This is a genomic window from Thermopirellula anaerolimosa (genome assembly GCF_054657335.1).
Map to the genome: position 1 here is coordinate 1,031,749 of NZ_BAAHYX010000004.1, position 23,518 is coordinate 1,055,266.

Consider the following 23,518-nt stretch of genomic DNA (forward strand, 5'->3'; position numbering starts at 1 on the left):
CTGGTCAATCCCTGCTTCCGCCGATGGGTCGGCAAGAGAATAAGGAGTACACGGTCCATGGCAAAGATGATTGCATTCGATCAAGAGGCTCGCGACGCCCTGCGTCGCGGGGTGCACAAGTTGGCGCAGGCCGTTAAGGTCACGCTGGGGCCGCGCGGTCGCAACGTGATTCTGCAAAAGAGCTTCGGTTCGCCCACGGTCACCAAGGACGGCGTTACGGTGGCCAAGGAAATCGACCTCGAAGACGTTTACGAGAACATGGGCGCCCGCATGGTCCGCGAGGTCGCCTCCAAGACCAGCGACGTGGCGGGCGACGGTACCACCTCGGCCACCGTGTTGGCCGAGGCCATCTTCACGGAAGGCCTCAAAGCGGTCGTCTCCGGCATCAACCCGATCGCCCTGAAACAGGGTATCGATAAGGCGGTTGACGAGATCGTCGCCAAGCTTAAGGGGATGTCCATTCCCATCAAGACCAGCAAGGAAATGGCCCAGGTGGCCGCCATCGCCGCCAACAACGACATGACCATCGGCGAACTCTTGGCTCAGGCGATGGACAAGGTCGGCAAGGACGGCGTGATTACGGTGGACGAGAGCAAGAGCCTGGAGACCCAGGTCGAATTCGTGGAAGGCATGCAGTTCGACCGCGGATATTTGTCCCCCTATTTCGTCACCGATCCGCAGCGAATGGAGTGCGTCCTCGAAGACTGCTACATCCTGATCCACGAAAAGAAGATTTCCAACGCCAAGGAGTTGGTTCCTTTGCTGGAGGCCGTGGTCAATGCCGGCAAACCGCTGTTGATCGTGGCCGAGGAAGTCGACGGCGAAGCCTTGGCGACGCTGGTCGTGAACCGACTCCGCGGCACGCTCCGCGTTTGTGCGGTGAAGGCCCCCGGCTACGGTGATCGCCGCAAAGCCATGCTGGAGGATATCGCGATTCTGACCGGCGGAACGGCCTTGTTCGAGAGCCTAGGCCGCAAACTGGAGCATGTCACGCTGGCGGAACTCGGCCGCGCGAAGAAGGTCGTCATCGACAAGGACAACACGACGATCATCGAAGGCGCCGGCAAGAGCGACGAGATCAAGGGTCGCATCGAGCAGATTCGCCGCGAGATCGAAAAGACCACCAGCGACTACGACCGCGAAAAGCTGGAGGAGCGGTTGGCGAAGTTGGCCGGCGGCGTGGCCAAGCTGAATGTCGGCGCCGCGACCGAGGCCGAAATGAAGGAGAAGAAGGCCCGCGTCGAGGACGCCCTGCACGCCACCCGTGCCGCCGTCGAGGAAGGCATCCTGCCGGGAGGCGGTGTGGCGTTGCTGCGTGCCGCCGCCCAGTGCAAGGGCGAGGGCCTGTCCACCGAAGAGAAAGTCGGCTTCGACATCGTCCTTCGCGCTTGCCGCGCCCCGATTTCTCAAATTGCGGCCAATGCCGGACAGGACGGCAGCATCGTCTGCGAAAAGGTCGCCGAATTGAAGGGCAACATGGGCTACAACGCCTTGACCAATACCTACGAGGATTTGGTGAAGGCGGGCGTCATCGACCCCACCAAGGTCGTGCGCACGGCCCTGGAGAATGCGGCCAGCGTGGCCACGCTGATGCTCACCAGCGACGCCTTGGTCGCCGAGAAGCCCAAGAAGGAAGAGAAGACGCCTCCGCCCGGCCCCGGCGGCGACTTCTGATCTCCGCAACCGGGAGACGTCCCGGAAAAACCTGACCGTACCGACGGGACGCCCGACCTTCGCGGCGTCCCGTCGCTTTTGCGCGGCGAAACGAAGCTTGCATCTCGCCGCGTTTTCGTTGATGACGCCGTGCCGGGCGATCTCCCTCGCGCCGCGCAGGATCGCCGCTGAAATCGAGCTTTACGCAGATTCGGTAGCCGCCAAGTATCGGGCGAGCACGCCCAAATTGCGGATGAACGTGCGACACGTCAGAATACGCTCGCCCGCGGCATCGCTCGGAGCGGTCGTCAGCCTCCCCTTTTCCAACCATGCGCCCCGATCGTCGAGTTCCTCGATCACGCGTCTCGCCTCTTCCGCGAGCGAGGCCGACCACCGCGGCGGCGCGGCGCGCTTTCCAATCGTCGGTCGCGGACCGTTACGAATCGCTTGTTCGTATTGCCGCTCGATGGAGGAAAGCTGATTGCCGACCTTGAAGGCGTAATGCGTGGGCGTATCCGCATCGCTGTACGTGAGTCGATAGTCCGACGCAAAAAACAACGGTCGGTTGGTCTTCAACTCGTAGAATCTCGCCAAGCTACCGTCGGGAAGGGCGGATCGCCGCAAATACTCGATCGCCGCAGGGATTGGCGATAGGAACCGCCGATCTCCCGTCTCGTCGAAGAGCACGATCAGCGAACGCATCACCCCCTGCGATTCGCCGCCGGAAATCGCGGGAGGCTCGAATTTTCGCGCCCAGCACGGCTGCATGCGGCGATCGTACTGTTGCGCCCACGCCGGTTGCGGGTCGGGCATGCGGGCTTTGATCAAGAACTCACCGGCGCGACACGCCGCCGCCGCGGCAGCGTCATCTTCGTAGATCCGCCACGCCGCCAGAAAGGTCTTAAGCGTGTCGGCGTGCGCATTATCGTTGAGGGTGTAGCAATCCTGGTATGGGACCCGCGGCCATTCTCGGGACCACGACTCGGGATAGGAGGCCGGCAGGTCCGGATAATCGTCAGGCTGCGGCGGTTTCGAGAATCGCTGGGGCCAACCGCCGTTGGGACGTTGCACCGCGACCAACGCATGCAATCCGTATCGGATCGCCTCATGAACCGGCCCATCCCCCATGCCCGTCTCGCGGTCATACTCCATCAGAAACCGCAAGGCCGACTGCGTGGTGTCGTCATCGAGCGTGGAAACGTCGGCAGCCTTTTCGTCCCCCGCCGGCGACGTTCGGTAACGATAGCGCCGCCTCGCTTGCGGATCGAACTCGATCCGGTAGTCCCATCCCCCGGACACGAGTTGTCCCTGCACCAAGGCATGGGCGGTCCGCTGCGCCGCGTGGAGGCAAACCTCCTCATGTGTCAAACGGTAGGCGTCCAGAATCGCCATACCCACGCTGGGCGTGCCCGGCGGTTGCGCCCAGGCGGTGGTCGGTCCCGCTTTGCCCTCCCCTTCCCGCAGACTCAAGTCTTCGGAATAGGCCCAAAGGTATCCGCCGCCGACCGAGACCTCTTGATCGAAGAACCGCACGGCCCTCCGGAGCGCCGCCCGCGCCTCATCGACGGTGGGAGCCCTGCCCGTCGCAACCTCCGCCGCCCCGGACCATGCCGCTTTGGCGAACCAACCGCCGGCCAACATCGCGCATTGGCAAAACTTGCGGCGAAACATGGGAACGAACCGCCTCCCCGCTGTTTTCCAACAGGCAATCCGGTCTTACGGAAACTCGCGATCCACGATCTCGCCGCCGTTCCGCGTCAGCATGCTACGCACTGTTTCCATCGGCGTCGAATAGGGCAAGAAGAGGACGCTCCCATCCGCCCACAGCACGTTGATCCCACCGGGATGACCGCGGCGGTGCTCCGGTCGGGAGAACCAGGTCAAGAACTCTTCCACCGTGATATCTCGCGGCTCCGCCCAGGGTATTTCCGACTCCGGCCATTCGACGCAAAGAATGGTGTTGCTTGTTCCGTCGGTTATCGTCCTCATGGAGACGATCTCGCCGGGCTCCGCGATGGTATTCGGCCCCACCACCCGAATGTAATTCGTCCGCGGTGAGGGCCCGCCGACCGAAGGGCAGTTGTATTCGGGCACGACCGTGTTCGCGACCAGCGCGTTGGCGGGCGCATCCCAGGGCTGATTCAAGTCGTAGCTCTCATATAATGCCGACTGATCCATGTAGGGTAGAAGCATGGTCCGCCAACTGGGCGCCGCCGCATCATCGACTAACACCGGCGGGAAGCACTTGAACTCGTCGTGGTAATTGTGCATGGCCAGGCCGATCTGCTTCAGGTGATTGCTGCACTGCGTTCGCCGTGCCGCTTCCCGCGCGGCCTGAACGGCGGGCAACAACAGCGCCACCAAAACGCCGATCACGGCCACCAACACCATGGCCCCGGCCAGGACCAACGCCAAAACTAGGATCCAGAAGGTCGATCTTTGCGGAGAGGCCGCACAGGCCGGCGTGTAACCCATCCCGCCGGGAACCTGGACCGGTTGGCCGCACTTGGCGCATTGCCCCGTGGTACCGGCGTATTGATCGGCCGCTTCAATGGCATTCCCACAGTGGGGACAAGAAAACTTCACGACCATCGCCGATTCTCCCGTAATGGCATCCCACGCGAAAGGCCGACAAGCCGACCGCGGATCGCTCCGCGCGGCGGCCCGCGGCAACCTTCCTTCGAACGCGACTCAACGATAGCGATGAACGGCCCGGCGAATCTCTCGCCGGGTTTCTTCCTTCTTCAAGATTTCGCGTTTGTCATGGAGCTTTCGGCCGCGGCACAGCCCCAACAGGACTTTCGCCTTGCCCCGCTTGAAATAGAGCCGAAGCGGGATCAGCGTCATCCCTTTCTGCGCGGCTTGCGCGGCGAAACGCTTGATTTCCCGGCGATGCAGCAACAGCTTTCGCGGTCGCTTGGGTTGATGATTGAATTGGTTGGCCTCTTTGTACTCGGGGATGTCGCAATTGAAAAGCCACACCTCCCCGTCCTTGATCCTGGCGTACGCCTCCTCCAACGAGGCCTTGCCGCAGCGGAGACTCTTGACTTCGCTACCCAGCAGCGCAATGCCGCACTCCAGCGATCCCAGCACGTCGAAATTGTGCTGCGCCTTGCGGTTTCGGCAGATCAACCGCTCGTTGTCGTGTTCGGCGTCGGCGGGTTTGCGATTCTTGGCGTTCATCGATCCGTCAGGAAATCATCTCCGGCACGCGACTCGGAGGAACGCCCGTCGCCCGACACGTCACGGTCGGCGCTCCATCCGCAGCATCTCGCGTAGATATTCACCATAACTGTTATTGTAAGCCGCCGCGAGACGCTCCACCTGGGCCGCGTCGATGAATCCCTTGCGATACGCCACCTCTTCCAAGCAAGCGATCTTCAGCCCCTGCCTGTGCTCGATCGTCTCCACAAAAGTCGAGGCTTCCAGGAGCGACTCATGCGTGCCGGTATCCAACCAGGCAAACCCCCGACCGAGAAGTTCCACGTGCAGCTTTCCTTGCCGCAGATAGGCGTCGTTGACGTCCGTGATTTCCAACTCGCCGCGCAGGCTGGGCTTGAGGTTCGCCGCGATTTCCACCACCTGACGGTCATAAAAATAGAGACCGGTAACGGCGTAGTTGGACGGCGGCTCCTTGGGCTTTTCGACGATCCGCACGGGACGTCCGGCGGCATCCAGCTCGACGACGCCGTAGCGCCGCGGATCCCGGACCGGATAGGCGAACACGGTAGCCCCGTCGGCCCGCGACGCCGCTCGAATCAACATCCCCTGGAATCCCTGCCCGTAAAAAATGTTGTCCCCCAAGACCAGTGCGACGTGATCCCCGCCGACGAAGTCCCGTCCGATGATGAACGCTTGGGCCAAGCCTTCCGGTTTGGGCTGCACGGCGTAACGAATCGAGACCCCGAACTGCGAACCGTCGCCCAACAGGCGTTCGAAGAGGCCGATGTCCTCGGGCGTGGAAATGATAAGGATATCCCGAATCCCCGCCAGCATGAGCGTGGACAGCGGGTAATAGACCATGGGTTTATCGTAAATCGGCAGGAGTTGCTTACTGATAGCCCGGGTCAAGGGGTGAAGCCGCGTGCCCGCTCCCCCCGCCAAAACGATCCCTTTGGTGCAATGTACGGTCACAATCATCCGCTCCTGAGGAAGAGAGGTGCTTGCCGTGTCGGCAGGGACCGATGATCCGCCGCATGCGCGACGGAACCGCCCCCGACGTGTTCCCCCAGCGAAATGATAGCATAGCCGGATTCGCCAAGCACCCGCGGAAGCCGCGCCTCTACGGAATGCCGCGAACGATCCACGGGCCGATCAGGCGAGTTACGAAGACGGGCAGACGCCGCCAGGCCGCGATGAAAAGGCGGTATTTGCCGCCTTCCGGACGCATGTCGGAGATTTCGCCCCGGCGGACGTAGTATTGCCAAACGGCGGGAAACTCTTTAGCGCCCCACTGCCGCTTGAAGCGATGCGTCGGACCGCCGACCGTGCTCCGCCCGAAGTCGAAAACCGTCTGTCCACGCTCGATCGCCCGACACAACAAGTGCCAATACATGAACATATTGGCGTTGGTCCAATGGAACGGACGAAGCGACGCGGCGCTGGGCACCTCCGTAACTCCCCGACCATGCATCAGCAGTCCGGAGGCCAACGCGCGGCCGTCTCGGCGAACCACGCACAGTTCGGCCTCGCCCGGGAAACGCTTTAAGATGTGCGCGAAAAGCGAGCGCGGATAGACGGGCGTCCCCAAGTCGCGCATGTTGCGACAAAACACGCCGTAGAACTCCCGCAACAGCGATTCCCCGCCCCAATGCACGGTTAGCCCCAGTTTTTCCCCCTTACGAACTTGATTGCGCACTTTGGGCGAAAAGGCCTTCCACAAGGCCTCGCTGGAGCCAGGCAGGTTCAACCGCATGTGAACCTTGCTAGTGAGCCGAGCGGATAGCGCCGGGTGTTCCACCGCTTCCTCGTGCCGCAGTTCGAGATAGCGAACCGCCCGGGAATCGGCCAACGTCACCGCATGATCGATCAACCGGGTCGCCGCCGTTCGATCTCCCAGCGTACCGCCGTAATTGACGTAAGGCAGGCTCACCAGGAATCGCCCGAAGATCGGTCCCCGGACCAGGGACAAGGGAAGCATCGCGGCCCACGGCAAAGACTCATCCGCCCGCGGACTCCCGGAGAGCGTCCCGTTCGGAATGGCAAGACAGACGGGATTATGCCCCAAGGCGACTTTGAGGATTCCCAACCAAGCAGGATGTCGGGACAGTAGGGCCTCGCCGGACATCCGGAAGAGTTGTTCCAACTCCGAGGCCGCCGCGGTCGGGTCGAGAAGCGTCACGGCATCAGACTCGGCGGGATCCGGCATGATCCGCCCTCAACTCTGTTCCCAGGGCCGCGAAACGATCACGGTCGATCGAGCCTAGCGCAAGGTCGGCGGCCGAATCGAGAAAGACCGCCTCGGCACAACCGTAGCGAATGAGTACACGCGGACAATGAACCGGAGGCGGGTTCGCCGCCGCCATTTGCTCTGCCGAAGGCCCATACCCGCCAAGGAACCGCGCGTTCCTCTCTGGAAAGAAAACCTGGGCACCAAGGCAAAGGCGGCGCAAAACGTCACTTCTTGCGGTGACGAATCTTCGCCCGCATCCTTCGTTTCTTGCTCCCGATCTTCCTGCGACCTTTTCCAGTCTTTTTTACGCCCACGGAACGCTCCGAAATCCAGTATCCCGAGTCCGTTGAAAAAACGATTGTCTTCGATATCAATCGAAACCGAGCTGCCGTGCGAACGGCACCGTCGCGGCGGATCGAAAAATCGATCCGGAATCATCCACTCTGTCGCAGTCGGTACCCCGCGCGAACAATGGCGAGTCGAAACGTTGAGTATACCACTTGCGGATGGTAACGGGCAAGTAGCCGCGACGCTTGAGTTAAAGGCCGGCCCTTAACCAACTTTTGCCGTGGCGCGGAACCGCGTTAAACATGACTGCGCCGTGGACGGTTCGCCGATGCTGTTTTCCCGGAAACAACGTGGAGGGTCGGAATTATTGTGCATGGAAGCGCCCAATCCCGACAGGGCAAAATAATTTTCAACTTGGGGCGATCGCTTAGTGTACGGACGAACGAAAGAAAATATAATGGTAAAGGGCAGACAAGCGGGCCGGCCCAGGGCAAACCGCGGTCGCAGAATCTTGGAGGTCATCATGAACCGGCCCTTCCGCCGGGGGCATCCGTTACGCCCCGCTCGCAGCGGCTTCACGCTCGTCGAAATCCTTCTCGCTACCGTGATCGCCCTCATCATGCTGGGCGCCGTGGTAACGGTTTTTGCCTCCGTCATGCAGAGCATGACCCAAACCCGGGCCGTCCTGGAAACAGCCGACCGCCTTCGGTCCGCGTCCGAACTCTTGCGTTCCGATCTTCGCGGACTGACCGTCATCCCCGCCCCGCCGCGAGACCCTGCCGACAACGAGGGCTATCTCGAATACACGGAAGGCCCGTCGGGGCAGGCCGGCGTGCCGCCGTCGGCGGTGAACTTGGATGACCTCGACCCCAACGGTCAGCCTTGGCCGGATTCCACCGTGGGCGACCTCGATGACGTCCTGATGCTGACCGCCAGGGCGACCGACCGCCCATTCGTGGGCCGCTGCCGCAACAACGTTACGAATACGGTCATTACGGTGGAGTCCGACGTTGCCGAGATCGCGTGGTTCGTGCGGGGCAACCGGCTATACCGGCGACAGCGTCTGGTCGCGCCCAAGGTGGCGAGCGTCGCGGACCAAAACGGGAACGGCTTTTTGGATCCCGCGGAATGGGGCGATGCGCCGCAAAACTTTAATCGCTACTTCGATGTCGCGCTTCACCCGGCATCACTACCGAACGGCGGCGTAAGCTGGACGTTTTCCACGTTGGGCGATCTCACCAAACCCGAAAATCGCTATGCCCACCAAACCGGTAATCCCAATTCTGCCGGAGCTTATCCCTTTCACCCGCACCGCATTGGTTGGGTTACGCTCGGCTTGCCTACGCTCGCGGAGAGTGCGTCGGCGGGAGCGGCAACGACTTGGCTGGCGTCGGGAATCTTACCGCCATTGAATCTGACGCTTCGGCCCGCACCCTACGACGCCTTCGACGCCTGGTCCAATCCGTTCCGTGCTACGGAATTGGACGAGCGCACCGGCCTCCTGCGAACGGTGGGCCAAGTCTTTCGTGAAGCGGAAGACCTCGTTTTGACGAACGTCCTCTCGTTCGACGTCAAGATCTGGGATCCTGTGGCGCCCCTGAACGTCGTCAACAACGACGTCGTCAAACCCGGCGACCCGGGATATCATCTCCCGCCGCCCGGTCCCGCCGTCACCGTGCCTCGTGGGGCCTACGTGGATCTGAATTATGCGGGAGACTCGACGATCTCCGCCTTTTCCGGTCCGGGCGACGCCAAATTCCTAGCGCGGTGGAATTGGGCCGTGGGTCAAAGCTGCGTTTACGACACCTGGTCCAACCATTACGAGAGAGACGGCCTGGACCAGGACGGCGTGCTCGGCCCGGATCAAGGGACGGACGGCTTTGATAACAATAACGACGGCCGCGTGGACGACGCAGCGGAAATGGAGACCCCGCCTCCGTATTCCGAATCTTGTCGCGGCCTTCAAATCGTCATTCGCGTCTTTGAACCGGACAGTCGCCAAATTCGGCAGGTCACCGTAGTGCAAGACCTCCTGCCGAAATAAGCCACCGCTGAGCGTTACATTTACATTCGCCGAGTGCCGTCCAATCACACGCCTCACACAAAACCGGGTTGGGCCGGTAATTCATCGCGTGGAGAATGGACACGTCTAGAATTGCTCGGGCGGCAAACCGGCGGCCTTGCTGTCCGGCGTCATCAGGTGCTGGTACACCGAATAATCCACATCGTCCGTGATGAAGTCCACGTGGCCGTCGCAGAAGGCGACGTTGACTCCGCCGGGGTGGTTGCTGGAAGGTCGAGGATTCAGTTGGGACGCATTTGGGAGCGGCCCAGGAAAAGGCGGCGGGGCATTCTCCTTGCACCGATTGATGTGACCGCATGCCCCGGGCGACGCCTGCCACCACAGACCGACCTCTGGCTCCAATGTGATGAGTCTTTCCGGCTTTTTCACGACCCACTCAGGCGGTGGATTCTGATTGGGTTCTAGCTCGAAGCGCATCCAAGTCCCCGCCTGGAGATTTTCACTGGCCAGGATCGTCCTCTGCGCGCCGTCGGGTATGCGATCCGTTCGGACTTTGATCTGTTGAGGAACCGGAACGTCGTTTGCGTCATGATTGAAAAAGACGCCGTAAGCGGCGTTTTCTATCGGTTCGTTGTTACTATTACGGATATTATCGTCGATTCCACAGTTGACGGCATAACCCAATGCGGCATACAGACCGGGACGTGGATCGCTTGGGCAAATCAACTCCGTGATCTGGAAACCGCTCAAGACGGGATCCGGAAACCCGGACGCCGGCGCGAAATCCCTGACTCGCACCAGTCGCCACATATCCTGCCGCCCGATGTTCGGCAGCAGCACTGCCGCCCAACTCAGGCCGGGCACGGCACTGAAACTGTTCTTGTAGCCCGGCAAAAAGCCCTTCTCCGATTCGTACGTCAAGCAGGCCTTAGCGATTTCGGACAAGCGGTTCTGGCACTGGGCCGATCTCGCCCGCTCGCGGGATCCCACAATCGCCGGCAGAAGCAACGCGACAAGGATGGAAATGATCACCACGACGACGAGCAATTCGACGAGGGTGAACGCGTGACGATGCGAACGGGCCATTATTCGATACTCCTTTCCCAAGCGGCGCCGGCCCGGCGAGGTCTTCGGACGAGGACCTAAGTCTTGCCCTCTTAATTGTATTGTGACAACCCTACGACGGGGAATCCAGGATTCCGCCCGCATTTTTCGAGAATTTTCGGCGGGCATTGCTCGCAGCTATCCCGAAGGCACCAACCTCTGCCCCTCCGATCCGTCGCGGGCCGGGCATCGCGGCCCGTCCGCGCATGCGGCACCGCGGCTTGACGTGCCGGGCGAACAGGATACATTAAGAATTATCCAGCCTCGAATCCGCGAGGTGAGGTTGGGTATTGTCCGCGGGAATGGCGGAATTGGCAGACGCGCTAGGTTGAGGGCCTAGTGGCCGCAAGGCCGTGGAGGTTCAAGTCCTCTTTCCCGCACTTAACGGCGTCGGCCGTCCGCGTCTCAGCCCCCTTAGCTCAGCCCGGCAGAGCAGCTGACTCTTAATCAGCGGGTCGTAGGTTCAAATCCTACAGGGGGCACTGATACACAATGCACATCCCCCATGATCTCTCCCGTAGACGGTTGACCTCATGGGGTTTTTGCATGCGCGACCAATTCCCGCCCCGAAGCAAGGCGACGCGAAGGTTCGAACCTTGAACCGCCTCGCAGATAACAAACGAAGGCGCGAACGGCAATTGCGTCACCGACGACGGCAGCACCTACGCCACCGGCGCGACTATCGACTGCTCTCCGACGGCACCGAACGCGATCTCTACCGGGCCGAAGGCAATCGCACGCTCCGCTCCATCGCAACCCGCGCCAATGGCCCGCCCGACCCGGGCGACACGGACATCACCCAGTACAATTGCGTTTACCGCAACCGGCTCACCAGAGTGGAGCAGCGGGCGACCTAGGCCGCAGCGGTAGACAAGGTGGTTGAGTTCTACAAACACCAAAACCGCCGGGTGCGCAAGGCGATCGACTGCATCGGCATGTTCGAGTCGCCGACGTAACCGCGCTCGGACCACGCTTCCGTCCCGTGAAATGGCCGCGTATCAAGCTCGAGGCGGCCCTTTCGCGTAATTTTCAATGTCAGCCTCTTGAGGTCATCTTGACGGCCAACACGATGGCGGCGGTTTCGACCCGCAGGATTCTCGGGCCCAAATCGACGAAACGCCAACCGAGCGACGCCGCCGCCTGTAGCTCCTCCGGCGCGAACCCCCCTTCCGGTCCGACCACCGCCACCCATGCCGATTCCGCGGACGGCACCGCGGGCGATTCGGCCGAGACGCCCTCCCCACGGAGTTTGCCCGACGGGGTCTCCGACGTTGCCCCGGCGTCCCCACCCGCCGCGACTTGCCGCATCTCCTGGCAAGGATGGGCCAACCAACGGACCTCGGCGGTCGCGTAATCTTGGAGGAATGCCTGCAAGACGGTCGGCGCGGTGATTCGCATCAAGCGATTTCTCCCGCACTGCTTGGAGGCCTCGATGACGTCGCGTTCCAAACGCCGGACGCCCGACGGCGTAGGGCGAACGACGGTCCGCGCCGTGATTAGAGGGACGAACGTGGTCACCCCCAATTCCGTGAGCTTCTCGACGAGAAAACGCTCGCGGTCGCCTTTCGGGAGGGGGGCCGCGATCGTCACCCGAAACGACAATTCTCGCTCCACCGCCCGACTGCTCAGAATGCGGAGCCGCGCCGCTTTGGGGGATACCTCGGTCACCTCCGCGTCATACTCGGTGCCGGTACCGTCGAAAAGCGTGCACCGGAAGCCGGGCTTGGCCCGCATTACCCGAACCAGGTGATAGGCCTCGTTCCCCTCGAGAACCGCAGACTGGCCGAGGATCTCTCGGCCGACAAAAAATCTTTGAGACATCGTGCGGCAACGGCTCAGGAATTTCCGAATGAAGAAAACGGGATGATTTTACCGAAGATGAGCGATGGGGGAAACCTGCCGCCCGACGCGAGGGACGCTCTGTCGACGCCGGGCGACGGCGCGCCGGGCCATCACGGCGATCGTATTGCGTGCATCGTCCGTCGATCGCAAGCGTGCGGAGACCCGCCCTCGGAAGCATAACCGGTCGGAAGTTTTCCGGTCGATGATCGAGGAAAAGGGAGTGACGTATCGTGACCCGATCCGGAGCCTTCGCCATACTCGACTATTGGGGCCTGGCAACCTCTCCTTTTCCCGCGCGACCGCCCCGAGGCGGCGTGATGCCCACGGCATCTCAGGAAGAGGCTCTGGCACGGATGGAGTTCATCGTCCAGAACGGACGAAGCGGCGGCTTGATCGTGGGCGCGGACGGGACCGGCAAGACGCTGCTACTCGACGTTTTTTCGGAGCGGATTCGTCGCACCGCCGATGCCTATCTCCTCGACGCGGCGGGCATGGATGAGAACGCCTTGCTGTTTCGACTGGCGGAAAAGACCGGCGGTTTGTCCGCGGCGCGGCGCAATCCGGTCTTGATGCGGCGAGCAATCGAAAGCCGGTTTGCGGCGGCGGCGTATCAGCATCGCCCTTGGGTCGTGTTGCTGGACGACGTAGCGGCGGCCTCGCCCAAGATTGCCGTCGGCTTGATCTATTTGTCACGCCTGCGTTGGGACGATTCTCCCTCCCCCATCCTGTTTCTCACCGCTCGTCCCCAAGAGGTCCGGCACATTCCCCGGCAATGTCTGAATCTGCTCGACCTTCGCATCGAATTGGAACCGTGGGACGCGGACGAAGTGGAGGCACACGTGGCGAGGCAGATACAGGCCGCGGGCCGAGAAGATTGGCAATCGGTTTTCGATCCCGAGGCCGTGCGAAGGATAGCGCAATTGAGCGGCGGCGTGCCGCGAGAGGTCCATCGCTTGGCGGATTTGTGCCTGACGGCGGCGGCGGGCGCGGACGCGCGACCGATCGATCCCGAGATTGTTGACGCCGTTCACGATGAACTATATCCCCGCCGACACACGCCGGACGCATCCCGGCGACGGTCGCAGGAATGGGAAATCCGCGTCCATTGAGCGAACAAAGTCGGCGGTGCGCCCGCAAGCCCACCGCCGACATGCGTTGCGAGACAAGGTGCTCGTACTCGAAGCAGCCCATGCCTACCGGCATCGCCCGGCAGTCGCGAGCCGAGCCTCCACACGCCGGCCTCAATAGGCCTTGGTGAAACCGGGAAGTGCGATCGGATAGCGTCCCTGGGCGTCGGCTTGCACCGGCGCGGGATCGTCCAAATTGGTCCACTTGTCCAAATCGGGAGCCAAGACCAGGTCGGAATTGAGGGCCTCTTCGAAGGTCACCTCTTGCCCGGACTCGATGGCCATCCTCCCCAGGATGGCGGTGAGGCACGACTTGGCGCACCGCTCGGTTTCGTTGTAGGGCAGGTCCTTTCGGATGGCCTCCACCAGCAGGTCCAACTCGTATTGATACGCGTTGGCGGGCGGACCGTCGTATTTCCAGATTTCGTTTTCGGCGGATCGCACGTGCGTCTTGTAGAGTCGCGGGTCCGGAATGCCTTCGCCGAGGACGCCCGAGCCTTCCGCACCGTGTATGATGTCGCCGAAAAAGCCCCAGCAGTTGGCCATGTGCCGACCCTGGGCGAAAAGCCGGGTGCCGTCGGCGAACGTGTACTCGGCCGCGTAGTGGTCGAAGAGTTGGTCCGGTTGATCGCGGACCTGACGCCCGCCCTGCCCTTGGCACGACACCGGCCAATCGTTCTTCACCCAGCAACAGACGTCGATGTTGTGGATCAACCAATCCACGATGAAACTGCCGTTCAACCAAGTGAAACAGCTATAGTTGCGGATTTGATGGGCCAACTCGCTCTCGCCGGGTTTGCGGGGCGAAAAGCCCACCGGACCATGTGCCCGATAGGCCCACGCCGTAATCACCTTGCCGATGGCTCCGTCGTGGATTTTGCCGATGATCTGTTCCAGCGGGATATAGTGCCGACTCATCAAACCGCCGGCGATCTTGAGGTTCTTGGCTTCGGCGGCTTTGCCCGCGGCGAGCACCCTGCGGATTCCCGGACCATCGACGGCGAAGGACTTTTCCATGAAAACGTTACGCCCTTGCTCGACGGCATACTCGAGATGAAGCGGCCGAAAGGCGGGCGGCGTGGCCAATAGTACCAAGTCGCCGGGGTTCAAAGCATCGATCGCCTTGCGATAGGCGTCGAAGCCCACGAATTGCCGCTCCGGCGGGACGTCCATCTTGTCGGCGAATTGGCCTTGCAAGTTTCGCAGGCAGGCCTGGAGTCGATCCGAAAAGACATCGGCGAGGGCGATAAGCTTGATCGGCCCCGAGGTGGTGGACAAGGCGTTGGCCGCCGCTCCCGTCCCGCGTCCGCCGCATCCGACCAAGGCCACTTGCACGGTGTTATTCTCGGCGGCGTGAACGAAGCGCGCCAGGGAGGAAGCCCCCAGCGTTCCCGCTGCGGCGGCCGATCCGATGCGCAGGAAATCGCGTCGATTCGTTTGATACGGCTTGGTCGCGTCGTGAGCCATGAAAGTCGCCTTTCGCTGAAACGGAATCGGGTGGGGAAGGAAGTACGATCAATTCGCCAAGGGCGGCGCGGAGCGGCACGATTCGTTCCGGAATCGAGACCGCCGTGCGGCGGTCGCCGGACCCGAGCTATTCAAGCCGAACGCGTTCGCGCCGCACGACCGAACTTACGTCGATCAGTTTAACCACCTGCTCGAGGCGACGCAAATCAGGGCAAGCCGCCTCTCGCTCGAATGACTTTGAAGACGGAAATCACTCAGACTGAATATCCAAGCCGGCGACCCGCGGAAAAATCAGACGCTCAAGTTGGGCAAGCTCGATCGGATCCCACGATTCCCGCGGTTCCGTTTGGCCGGGGAACTTGATGAGCAACGGGACGTGGCGTCGTTCCGGCGCATTGGGGGTGGTGGGAAGTTCCGGATCGCGTCGCCAGCTATGGTCGGAGGTGAAGACGATCAATGCGTCATCGAATCGGCCGACGGCCTGGAGATGCTCCACGATTTCGCCGACCCGACGATCGAGCAAACGTAAATGACGAAGGTAGTCGTCGGGCGTTCCGTACATGGTATCGAATCGCGGATTGTACGGCCCGCGGTACCGCCCATCGGCATCGAAAATAAACGGCCCATGCGGTAGCGGCCAATGAAACACGGCGAAAGTGTCGGGGCGATTTCGATCCAAGACCTCGATCGTATCCTCCACGATGGTCGCGACGTGCCGCCGCCAGTGGCGACTGAAGTGTTCCGCTTGATAGACGCGGTACACCCAGCGTGAGATGGGATCGGTAAGGAATTCGAGGTTGTACATGCCCAGTTCCAACGCTCGCCCAAGCAAATCGGGCCGCTTGGGATCATTGGGGTATCCGCGGGCGACGATACCGCGACGTTCGAACAACACGTGGTACGGATGGTAGAAGCCTACGAGAGTCGCCTGGTAGCCCGCACGCGCCGGAGCATCCAGCAAAGTCGGCATTTCCTCCAGAGGTCGAACCCTTGAGTCGGTCCTCCAGAAGGCACGTCCGCCGCTCAACCCCAGTTCGCCTTCCGATTGCTGCAACAAGAAGCGAGGCAGGGAAAAGAACGTGGTATCGGCGGCGGAGACCGCGTTGTGAAACACGCTTGCCTGTCGGGCAAAGGCCGCCAAATGCGGAAGCTCCGGAATAAATCGCCCGTTCTCCATGCTCCGCTGGTACGACCATTCGTCGAAGACGAAGATGTACACCGGCGTCCGCGGAGAATTGGGTGAGCTGTGCGTCGCCGGCATGGGTTGCGCCGATTTCTGGGCCTTACCGTCGCAATCCCAAGGTGCCCACGAAAGGACCAGGAATAAATAGACCAGCGGTAACGGCCACATCACCCGGGCGAAGACGGCGGAGACTCTCCACGCCCGATCCCGCACGACGAACAATGCCGCCGCAATGCCGGTCCAGCCCAACCAAAACACGGCATCGTACTTGGTCGTGAAACCGACGCCGACGAATGTCGAGACCAGCCAGGAAAGAACGAGATCGGCCAGAACCAGGGCGAAAACGAAACGCGCCGCCTGCTTGAACCTCTCGGACTTCACGCGAGACAACGCCCAGCCGGCCGTCGCAATCAAGACGGCGGCGGAGACGACGCCCACCATGATCGCCCAAGCGTCGACACGACTCCAGAAGTCATGGTAGCGATTGCGTTCGGAGGTCCAAGAGCCGATCTGAGCCGCGTACAACCATCCGGCAAACCCCAGCCCCAAGGTCGTCCATTTGCCGACCGATGCCAAAGCGTTCCACTCGCGGCGCAGCCGACTCATGCATCCATCCTCTCGGCTTGGTCCGGCCCATGGGTTCGGTCTTGGGGATCGCGCACGACGCGGCGGCGCCAAGGAAATGGAACGCCAAAGCTGGCCCCAATTCGTGCGACAGAGCCCTTGGCTTCAACGTTTTCGCATCCAGAAAAGGATGCGTTTCGAGTGCGGCACGGCATACTCCTCCACGATGGCGAATCGCTCACCGAAGACTTTTCGGCACGCCGCCGGAGTCAGGTGCTCGAAGGAATCGTGCCGGAATCGGGTAAGCCGCTGGAACATGTCATCGTCCGGAGGCACGAACTCCAGGAGCAGATGCTCGCGCGTCAGATCGTCGAAGAGATCGCACGTTGCGGCCAAACTGAGATTGCCGCTCACGACGAGGTGGTGGATCAAGGCCAGAGCGAACACGCAGTCGGCCCGCGCCCGTTCGTAAAAACTGGGACGCTCCGCCAGGCGGAAGCCGAGCGCCGGACTGGGATTGGTCGCGTCCACGACCAAAGGCAGGATCGGCGCGGCGGCGTCCTTGGCCCGGCGATAAAGAACGTCGATCGATTCGGGGTCTTGATCGACCGCCGTTACCGCGCATCCGGATTCCGCGGCCAATAAGGCATAGTCGCCCGTATTGCAGCCCAGATCCAGAACGCTCGCCGGAGATGCCGCCCCTAACATCCGCCGGACGAAGCTCTTCTTCCCTTCCTCGGCCTGAACATCGTAGTTGCAAATCGCGGTGTAGCGGGCCCACAATCCGGCGGGTCGATGCGAATCGCGAAGCTTGACGATCTTTCGGCGAAGCCGCTGCAAATTGAGGCGAACCGGTTCCCGATTCACGGAAGGCGCGGCCGTAACGGGTGCAGGCCGCCGCGGACGTCGCTCCGCCATACGTTCCAGCAACCAGGGAAGAGTCACGTCCAACCACAGTGAAGGTTTCCACCGACCGAGCGCACCGAAACTGCGCACCACGGCGTTCGAATCGCGACCGTCCAGATTTCCCAGAAAATACGATCTCAGATCCCAACCGCGATGTCGGTGAAGCAGCAACGGGAATAAAAACGTTCGGTTGAACTGCCCCAGTGCATACCAAAGATCGAGCCTCCGCGGTCGCTCGATGGAGGGCAGGTCGATGAAAACGGGATGGGGACCGCGAAACTGAATGTTGAAGGGAGTGCCGTCTTTGAGAGAGTATCCCGCCTCGATCGCTTCCAATTGCAGGTCGAGCGTCAGGATCGCCGCGTCCGCCAACATCGAGAACGACCATTCGTAGGGGAAACTGACGGGCGATATCCGTTCGTGCTCCAGAAACCGGTGATAGCCCGGATGCTCGGCCTCCAGTTGACCTTTCAGAGCAGGTTCGTTCACGAATCGCGAGTTGACCAGTAGTCTGCGATCCATCCACCGCGACAGCAATCCCGCCGCTTCCAGTCTCTGCAACGTTTCGAAACACGGTTCATCAATGGCCCGAAAGACGCGCCCCCCACGGAAAAAGACGTAGCCGGAGGGGTCCCGATAGGAACCTCGGACGCGTTGCGAATGACTGACGCTGAGGCAGGTGCTCATCGTGGAAAGACCTCGGAGACGCGAAGTTTAGGGGATGTCCACGGAATTCCCGACCCCGGCGTCGAAACCGCCGCGAGGCGAGAAGCTGGGGAGACAAACCGAGCGGGCAATCGCCTAGGCCGCCCGTCGTTCGGACGGCGGCATCTCGGAAGTCGTCGGCATGGAGGTCTCGTCCCCGTGCGAAACTCGCGACCGCGGAGAGAAAAGCTTCTTAACGAAGGCCGTGATGCGTCCCAAGAACGCCACGCTGCCGATCAAACCGGCAAGTAGGACCTGTAACAGAATCGTGCCCGAACCCGGATCGATGTACCCGACAATGAGAGTGCTCATAACCCGTCCTTGACAATGCGCCGTTGCGTTCGGCCACCCCCGAAATCCTTTTCGGGGGGACGAGGAATCACAAGAATCAGGCGTCTAATAACAAAAAGAGATGCGACGAGCAACGCCGATTCCCCGGTTCCCGTCGGCTGAATAAGAAGCCGCGGATCCCTTGCGGAAGATTGGCGGGCAGATTCCGAAACCGGTCGGCATTGGCGTTCCGCCGACGTATGAAATGAGCCTTACGCCCCAAGAAACAGGCCCAAAGTCTGATCTCAACCGGGCTGGAAAGGAAAACGGACAACTAAACGGGCGGTATCACCACCGCTTGCGAAGGACACTGAAGCAGATCGGGTGCTTGATCAGCAAACCTGCATCAGCAAAATCCGTGCGATTCGGACCGCGTTTGGAAAGGTGGCGGCTACTTCTTCTTACCGCCCTTGCCCGATTTGGCTCGTGCAGCCAACAACGCCTGGGCCTCGGCCGGGAGCTGAAACGGCCGATTCTTAATACGCTTAGTGATCTTTCCGGAGCGGATACACTGCGTACAGACCCGAGCGCGTCGCGAAGTGCCGTTTTCGTCCGTGATTCGGACACGTTGCAGATTAGGCCGGAACTTGCGCGGAGAAATCCCGGTCACCTTGGTACCCACACCACCGAGGTATTTGGCCTTACCACGGATGGTGACCTGATTGCCGAAAGAGGGGTGCTTTCCACAGATTTCACATTTTTGAGGCATGGAAGGAAATCTCCAACGCGCATTTCGTGCCGTGCAGGATCACTCATTATGACGCAACCCCGCCGCCGCTGCAAGGGCTTCAAGGCTCCAGGTTATCGTCAACCGTCGTCCTGGGGCTGATGCCGACCGACCCGGCTTCGTGGTACTTTCGTAGTATTTCCGCGCGGCGCGGCGAATCGCCCGTGAAGAGGAAAAGGGGGATCCCGGCTAGCGATCAGAATCGGAGTCGCTCCGGGAGCATCCCGCGGAGTCGGTCCAAGAGTCCGGCGGTCTTCTCGGGCTGTTTTTTCGGAGGCGCGGATTGCACCTGAGGCTGCGGCGGCGGGTCAGATTGCCGACCGATCATGATCTCCGAACGCGGCACGTTCCGAACCAGGTATTGCGGCCAGAAACCCTCGAGCATCCGAATGCAGTCCGCGATTTCGCCGTTACGAAACTTGGCCTCCACGGGCGCAATCAGTTTGAAAAGCTCCAAGCGCTCGGGCTTGGTGAACGCCAATTCGCACAATTGCACGTCGTCGATCCAGACTTCGCCCGGGCCGGTCAAAGCGAATTGCAATTGCAGCGGCGACAGTCCCGTCATCGGCAAATCCCGAACCTCGATCACAATCGGAGACCAATCGACCTCGACCGCCGGCACTTCGCGGCCTGAAGGCGATGCCCCCACCTCCGCGAATCGCACGAAAGACTCACCGCGCTGTTCGCCGGCCAAGACCACTCGCAAAGGCGGTTGCATGCGTGGGTCCCGGGTACGGACCCAAAGCGAGATCGTAAGGCGTCCCGTCCGCGGCGAAGGAAAGGGGCGACTGATAACGCCGACCTCAGAGCCTTGCGAGGCCATATACAACGAGCTTTCACCGCCGTGCCGAAATTCGCGGTCCAGTCGAATCTCGCCGCCGGCAGGGGCGGAGGCATTCCAGCCCGGAATGGCGGCATCGCCGGGTCCCGACTCGAACTCGGCGTTTTCCAGAGCGGAATAGGCGGGGGGAGAGCTTAACGTCGCCGCTCGCTCACTCAGTTCCCGAACGAGAGACTCCACGGCCCGAGTCGTTTCCTCCGGCCAATCGACTTTCACTTCGCGAAACGATACGTCGGGCGACGAGGCTCGCACCCCCAACAAATCGTACGGGTCGAGCTGCAACGTCCAAAGGGCCGTGCCGTCGTCGGCTTGCCGCGGCGGCGCCAAGGGCCGCGCTCCGCTCAGTTCCCGAAACGCGGTACCCGCCGGAAACCGCAGCTTGGCATGCACGGTCACGGGAAAGGCCGCCTCGTTGACGAAGTAGAAAAACAACTCCGATCCCCGCTTCGCCTTCCGGACCCGCACCGGTTGGGTCGTCCCGCCGACTTCCTCGGGTCCAAGATCCTGGAACGGTAGGTTCGGCAGGCGGCGATAGGCGGCAAACCAGGTACGCAACATCGGCTCCTGCCCCTGCGGTATCCGCCAGCCGCCGTCGCAGATGATTTGGGCATCCGTTTCCGCCAAGGCGAGGCTGAATCGCCGCCGGGCCTCCCAACCGCCTTCCGTCGGTTGGGTCAAAATCGAGAGGTACGACGGTTGTATTGGGCTGACTGCGTCGAAGCCCGTCAGTCGCAACTCTTGCGGAGGATGGTAAAACAAAACGCCCGGCACGGGGGATCGCGAGCTTCCCTGCAACCCTTGGAGCAGTTGGGCCATCTCGTACTCCGCCGACCGCACGCTGAAATCGGCGAAGCCCACCATGCGCCGCGGTTGCAAAAAGACGATGTTCGGTTGCGTGTAGAAGTTGCGCGGCTGCAAACCGGTCTCTAAACCGACTTGAGTGGGGTCCGGCCGATCCAGCAAGCTGGGCCGCAAGCGTTCCTCCCAGTCGCGACCGACGAACATCGTGGGAGCCAGCAGCAGCAACTTGCCGTCCGGCCGAACTGCGGCCAATTCCTGGTACACCCGAGTATAAAAGCTCTCCATCCGCTGGGCCCGCCAACGCAGCCATTGCGAGCGGTATCGTCCCAGCAGTAACTCGGCCCGAAGGGCAAAGCGGTTATCGCCGGTCTCGGGCAGGTCGAGGCCGGTCTCTTCCTCGAATCGCGCGGCCGTAGCGTCGTCCATGCCCCATTCCGGACCGGGCAGTTGCACGTAGCCGTAGGTCGAGACCTGGATTCCCAAGCCGGCCAACGACGGATGGTCGCGATAGCGTTCCAATAGCTCGCGGACCGCCGCCAATATCCCTTCTTGGACTTCCGGTTGGAGGATGTTGTAATACGGCGCCATGCCGCGGTAAGGAGGTCGGACCTCGTGCAGGGCGCGACCGTCGGGACCGATCCACCGCAGACCTCGTTTTTCCGGCCCTCCGCGTAGAATCGCGGACTCCAAATCGGGCAGCGGCACGGAAAAATCCATGGCCGGTATGAATAGCAAGCCTTCTCGGTCAAACAATCGGAAGAGCAGTTCCGGGACGTCCTTTCTCAGCGGATCGTACCCGTCCTGCGCGAAGCACCCGGAGTCGAATCTTGGAGTCGGCCGCAGTACCCGGCTGGGATACAAGGCCGTGCCGTCGGCAGCCACGGACATCACTAGACAGTTGTATCCCCCGTAGTTCAAGTATTCGGTCAATCGCGATCCGGCCAGGAAAAACGTCCGCCAGTCCTCGACGCCTTGGCGTTGGAACGGTCCGGGAACATCCGGCCCCTGGAACTCGGCGGTGAACAGCGGTCGGTGGAGATAAGCGGCGATCCAGCGTTCCGTGGGGAAGGCTTCGGCGGGGAATAGCTTGGGCAACCGCCGCCAACCGGCATAGACCTGAATCTTGCCGTGGACCAACGGCAAGTCCGGGCGACCGGTCGCCAGGATCAACAACGGACGCTCGGTCCGCGGCCAGAAGATGACGTAATGCCGAATCGCATCGGTGCGAACGGGAGCGCCGATTCCTTGCGATCCCGCGTGGACGCCGCAATCCAAGGTCGGCGGGTGAATCGCCCCCGCCGCGTTCGATTCCAAGATGCTCACCGTCAAGACCTGCTCCACATCAGGGGGAAGCTCGATCTCGATGACATGCGGCATGCCAAGCTCGGCCACCGGTAACGAAAGCGCCTCCCAGGCCGGTTCCTCTCCGGCGGACGTCAGTTCCACCATCGTGCCGCCGGGACCCTCGCGAGTGCTACGACGCCCGCTGCCCAAGGCATCCCCCCGATTCCACACTCCCAATCGGCGAAGGTGCTGCGCGATCAAGGGGAGCCGATCCCAAATGCCGGGGTTGGCGGCGGGCACGGCCTCGCCGATTATCGCCGGCGTTCCGACCGGGGATTCCTCGACCGGTTGATCCCTCCCCAATACCACGATCTGCACCCGTCGCGCGGCCAGCACCGTCGGCGGGGCGAAGGGACGCATCACGGCGTCCGAAAGCCGCGGGCGAGCCGTGGAAACCGCCTCCAAGATGATCTCGTAAACGCCCTCCTCTCGCGGCGCCGACAAACGGATGGGTATCTTGTCGCCGGGCGAAAAGGAGAACTCGTGCTGAATCGTGGGCGTGGATTCGCCCGTCCCGCCGAATCGCGGCAGCGCTATCTGCGGTAACACGCCGTGCGGGCCTTCCGACGCCTGTCGCTCCGGACTCGGCCGAGTCAATTCAGCCCGAAGGATCAGTCGCGTCCCCGGCGCCGCCACGCCGCGAGGTTCGACTTCCAAGTCGATGGATTCCTCGGGATCGAACACCAGGTGCGGTCGGGACAGCGTGACGTGCAGTTTGTCGCCCGGGATCCGCTCGATATAGAGCCGATTGCCTTCGCCGTCCAAGTCGGCCTGGTAGACGGGTTGTCGCGTCAAATCGCCGAGGCGAAGCAGCAAAGGCGGACGTCCCGAACCAGTCCCCGCCTCCACGGAAACGCGCACGGTTGCGGCGTCGTCCCCTTCCACCCAAATATCCACGCCGTCGAAGAATCTCGGCGACGGTGCATCCAGGACGAGCCCACCGTCTTGCCAAATCAGCGCCGCCGCCTCATCCACCTCCGACCCTATCGGGCGCCAATCGCGAATGGAGCCTCCTTCGACGGCGATTCGACCGCGCCACGCCACGGGCGTCTCGCCTCCCCAGGAGATGCGGAGGCCGACTTCCTCGGCCCGAACCGATCCAAACCCCAAGGACGCCAATACTGCGATCAACCGCAAAAGCAACGGCAGCGCCGAGGAACGCGAACTTCGGTTTCCGTGCGCGCAGCAACGCTTCGCCGACGAGGAAAACTGCACCTCGGC

At 61.9% G+C, this 23,518-nt stretch carries 17 protein-coding genes and 2 tRNA genes; 6 read left to right on the forward strand and 13 right to left on the reverse strand.

All coding sequences use genetic code 11. From position 1 onward, the window contains the following. Nucleotides 1-57 precede the first annotated feature (57 nt). Entirely contained in the window at nt 58-1,674 is a 1,617-nt protein-coding gene (gene groL / locus ACYQ6J_RS04455; protein WP_460182992.1) for a chaperonin GroEL, read from the forward strand. Between the two features lie 180 nt (nt 1,675-1,854). Here groL and ACYQ6J_RS04460 read toward each other — a convergent pair whose 3' ends face one another. The 5 genes from ACYQ6J_RS04460 to ACYQ6J_RS04480 form a co-directional block, all read right to left on the reverse strand. Beyond that, nucleotides 1,855-3,324 (reverse strand): pectate lyase, encoded by a 1,470-nt coding sequence (locus ACYQ6J_RS04460; protein ID WP_460182993.1) that lies wholly within the window; start codon nt 3,322-3,324, stop codon nt 1,855-1,857. 45 nt (nt 3,325-3,369) lie between these two features. Continuing rightward, nucleotides 3,370-4,245, reverse strand: coding sequence for a DUF1559 domain-containing protein (locus ACYQ6J_RS04465; protein ID WP_460182994.1), 876 nt, complete (start codon nt 4,243-4,245; stop codon nt 3,370-3,372). Nucleotides 4,246-4,344: 99 nt separating this feature from the next. Beyond that, a complete protein-coding gene (gene smpB, locus ACYQ6J_RS04470; protein ID WP_460182995.1) occupies nt 4,345-4,836 on the reverse strand; it encodes an SsrA-binding protein SmpB in 492 nt (163 codons plus the stop codon). A 60-nt stretch (nt 4,837-4,896) separates the two neighbouring features. Next, nucleotides 4,897-5,787, reverse strand: coding sequence for a glucose-1-phosphate thymidylyltransferase RfbA (gene rfbA, locus ACYQ6J_RS04475; protein ID WP_460182996.1), 891 nt, complete (start codon nt 5,785-5,787; stop codon nt 4,897-4,899). 148 nt (nt 5,788-5,935) lie between these two features. Beyond that, nucleotides 5,936-7,021: a FemAB family XrtA/PEP-CTERM system-associated protein gene (locus tag ACYQ6J_RS04480; protein WP_460182997.1), complete on the reverse strand. Its 1,086-nt coding sequence runs from the start codon at nt 7,019-7,021 to the stop codon at nt 5,936-5,938. A gap of 835 nt (nt 7,022-7,856) precedes the next feature. Between ACYQ6J_RS04480 and ACYQ6J_RS04485 the strand changes: the two genes are divergently transcribed. Beyond that, nucleotides 7,857-9,377, forward strand: a complete 1,521-nt coding sequence (locus ACYQ6J_RS04485) for a PilW family protein (RefSeq protein ID WP_460182998.1) — start codon at nt 7,857-7,859, stop codon at nt 9,375-9,377. 105 nt (nt 9,378-9,482) lie between these two features. Here ACYQ6J_RS04485 and ACYQ6J_RS04490 read toward each other — a convergent pair whose 3' ends face one another. Further along, nucleotides 9,483-10,442, reverse strand: a complete 960-nt coding sequence (locus tag ACYQ6J_RS04490; protein ID WP_460182999.1) for a DUF1559 family PulG-like putative transporter — start codon at nt 10,440-10,442, stop codon at nt 9,483-9,485. 314 nt (nt 10,443-10,756) lie between these two features. On the opposite strand from ACYQ6J_RS04490, the gene ACYQ6J_RS04495 reads away from it, so the two are divergent. The 3 genes from ACYQ6J_RS04495 to ACYQ6J_RS04505 all read left to right on the forward strand — a co-directional run bounded on the left by ACYQ6J_RS04495 (nt 10,757) and on the right by ACYQ6J_RS04505 (nt 11,317). Continuing rightward, a tRNA-Leu gene (locus tag ACYQ6J_RS04495) sits at nt 10,757-10,840 on the forward strand. Nucleotides 10,841-10,868: 28 nt separating this feature from the next. After that, nucleotides 10,869-10,942, forward strand: a tRNA-Lys gene (locus ACYQ6J_RS04500). A 156-nt stretch (nt 10,943-11,098) separates the two neighbouring features. Continuing rightward, complete coding sequence (locus tag ACYQ6J_RS04505; RefSeq protein WP_460183000.1) at nt 11,099-11,317, forward strand: hypothetical protein; 219 nt, start codon at nt 11,099-11,101, stop codon at nt 11,315-11,317. A gap of 178 nt (nt 11,318-11,495) precedes the next feature. Here ACYQ6J_RS04505 and ACYQ6J_RS04510 read toward each other — a convergent pair whose 3' ends face one another. After that, nucleotides 11,496-12,281, reverse strand: a complete 786-nt coding sequence (locus ACYQ6J_RS04510; protein ID WP_460183001.1) for an RsmE family RNA methyltransferase — start codon at nt 12,279-12,281, stop codon at nt 11,496-11,498. A 251-nt stretch (nt 12,282-12,532) separates the two neighbouring features. On the opposite strand from ACYQ6J_RS04510, the gene ACYQ6J_RS04515 reads away from it, so the two are divergent. Further along, on the forward strand, nt 12,533-13,411 hold the full coding sequence (locus tag ACYQ6J_RS04515) for an ExeA family protein (RefSeq protein ID WP_460183002.1): 879 nt from the start codon (nt 12,533-12,535) through the stop codon (nt 13,409-13,411). Nucleotides 13,412-13,543: 132 nt separating this feature from the next. Here ACYQ6J_RS04515 and ACYQ6J_RS04520 read toward each other — a convergent pair whose 3' ends face one another. The 6 genes from ACYQ6J_RS04520 to ACYQ6J_RS04545 all read right to left on the reverse strand — a co-directional run bounded on the left by ACYQ6J_RS04520 (nt 13,544) and on the right by ACYQ6J_RS04545 (nt 23,434). Further along, entirely contained in the window at nt 13,544-14,896 is a 1,353-nt protein-coding gene (locus tag ACYQ6J_RS04520) for a Gfo/Idh/MocA family protein (protein ID WP_460183003.1), read from the reverse strand. A 250-nt stretch (nt 14,897-15,146) separates the two neighbouring features. Next, the gene (locus tag ACYQ6J_RS04525; protein WP_460183004.1) at nt 15,147-16,685 is read right to left on the reverse strand and encodes a sulfatase-like hydrolase/transferase; all 1,539 of its coding nucleotides are present in this window, start codon (nt 16,683-16,685) and stop codon (nt 15,147-15,149) included. Nucleotides 16,686-16,808: 123 nt separating this feature from the next. Continuing rightward, nucleotides 16,809-18,236 carry a class I SAM-dependent methyltransferase gene (locus ACYQ6J_RS04530; RefSeq protein WP_460183005.1) on the reverse strand — a complete coding sequence of 476 codons (1,428 nt, stop codon included), beginning with the start codon at nt 18,234-18,236 and terminating at the stop codon, nt 16,809-16,811. 114 nt (nt 18,237-18,350) lie between these two features. Further along, the gene (locus ACYQ6J_RS04535) at nt 18,351-18,566 is read right to left on the reverse strand and encodes a hypothetical protein (protein WP_460183006.1); all 216 of its coding nucleotides are present in this window, start codon (nt 18,564-18,566) and stop codon (nt 18,351-18,353) included. A gap of 409 nt (nt 18,567-18,975) precedes the next feature. Then, nucleotides 18,976-19,293, reverse strand: a complete 318-nt coding sequence (gene rpmB, locus ACYQ6J_RS04540; RefSeq protein ID WP_460183007.1) for a 50S ribosomal protein L28 — start codon at nt 19,291-19,293, stop codon at nt 18,976-18,978. A 214-nt stretch (nt 19,294-19,507) separates the two neighbouring features. Beyond that, nucleotides 19,508-23,434: a family 10 glycosylhydrolase gene (locus ACYQ6J_RS04545; RefSeq protein WP_460183008.1), complete on the reverse strand. Its 3,927-nt coding sequence runs from the start codon at nt 23,432-23,434 to the stop codon at nt 19,508-19,510. Between the last annotated feature and the right edge of the window lie 84 nt (nt 23,435-23,518).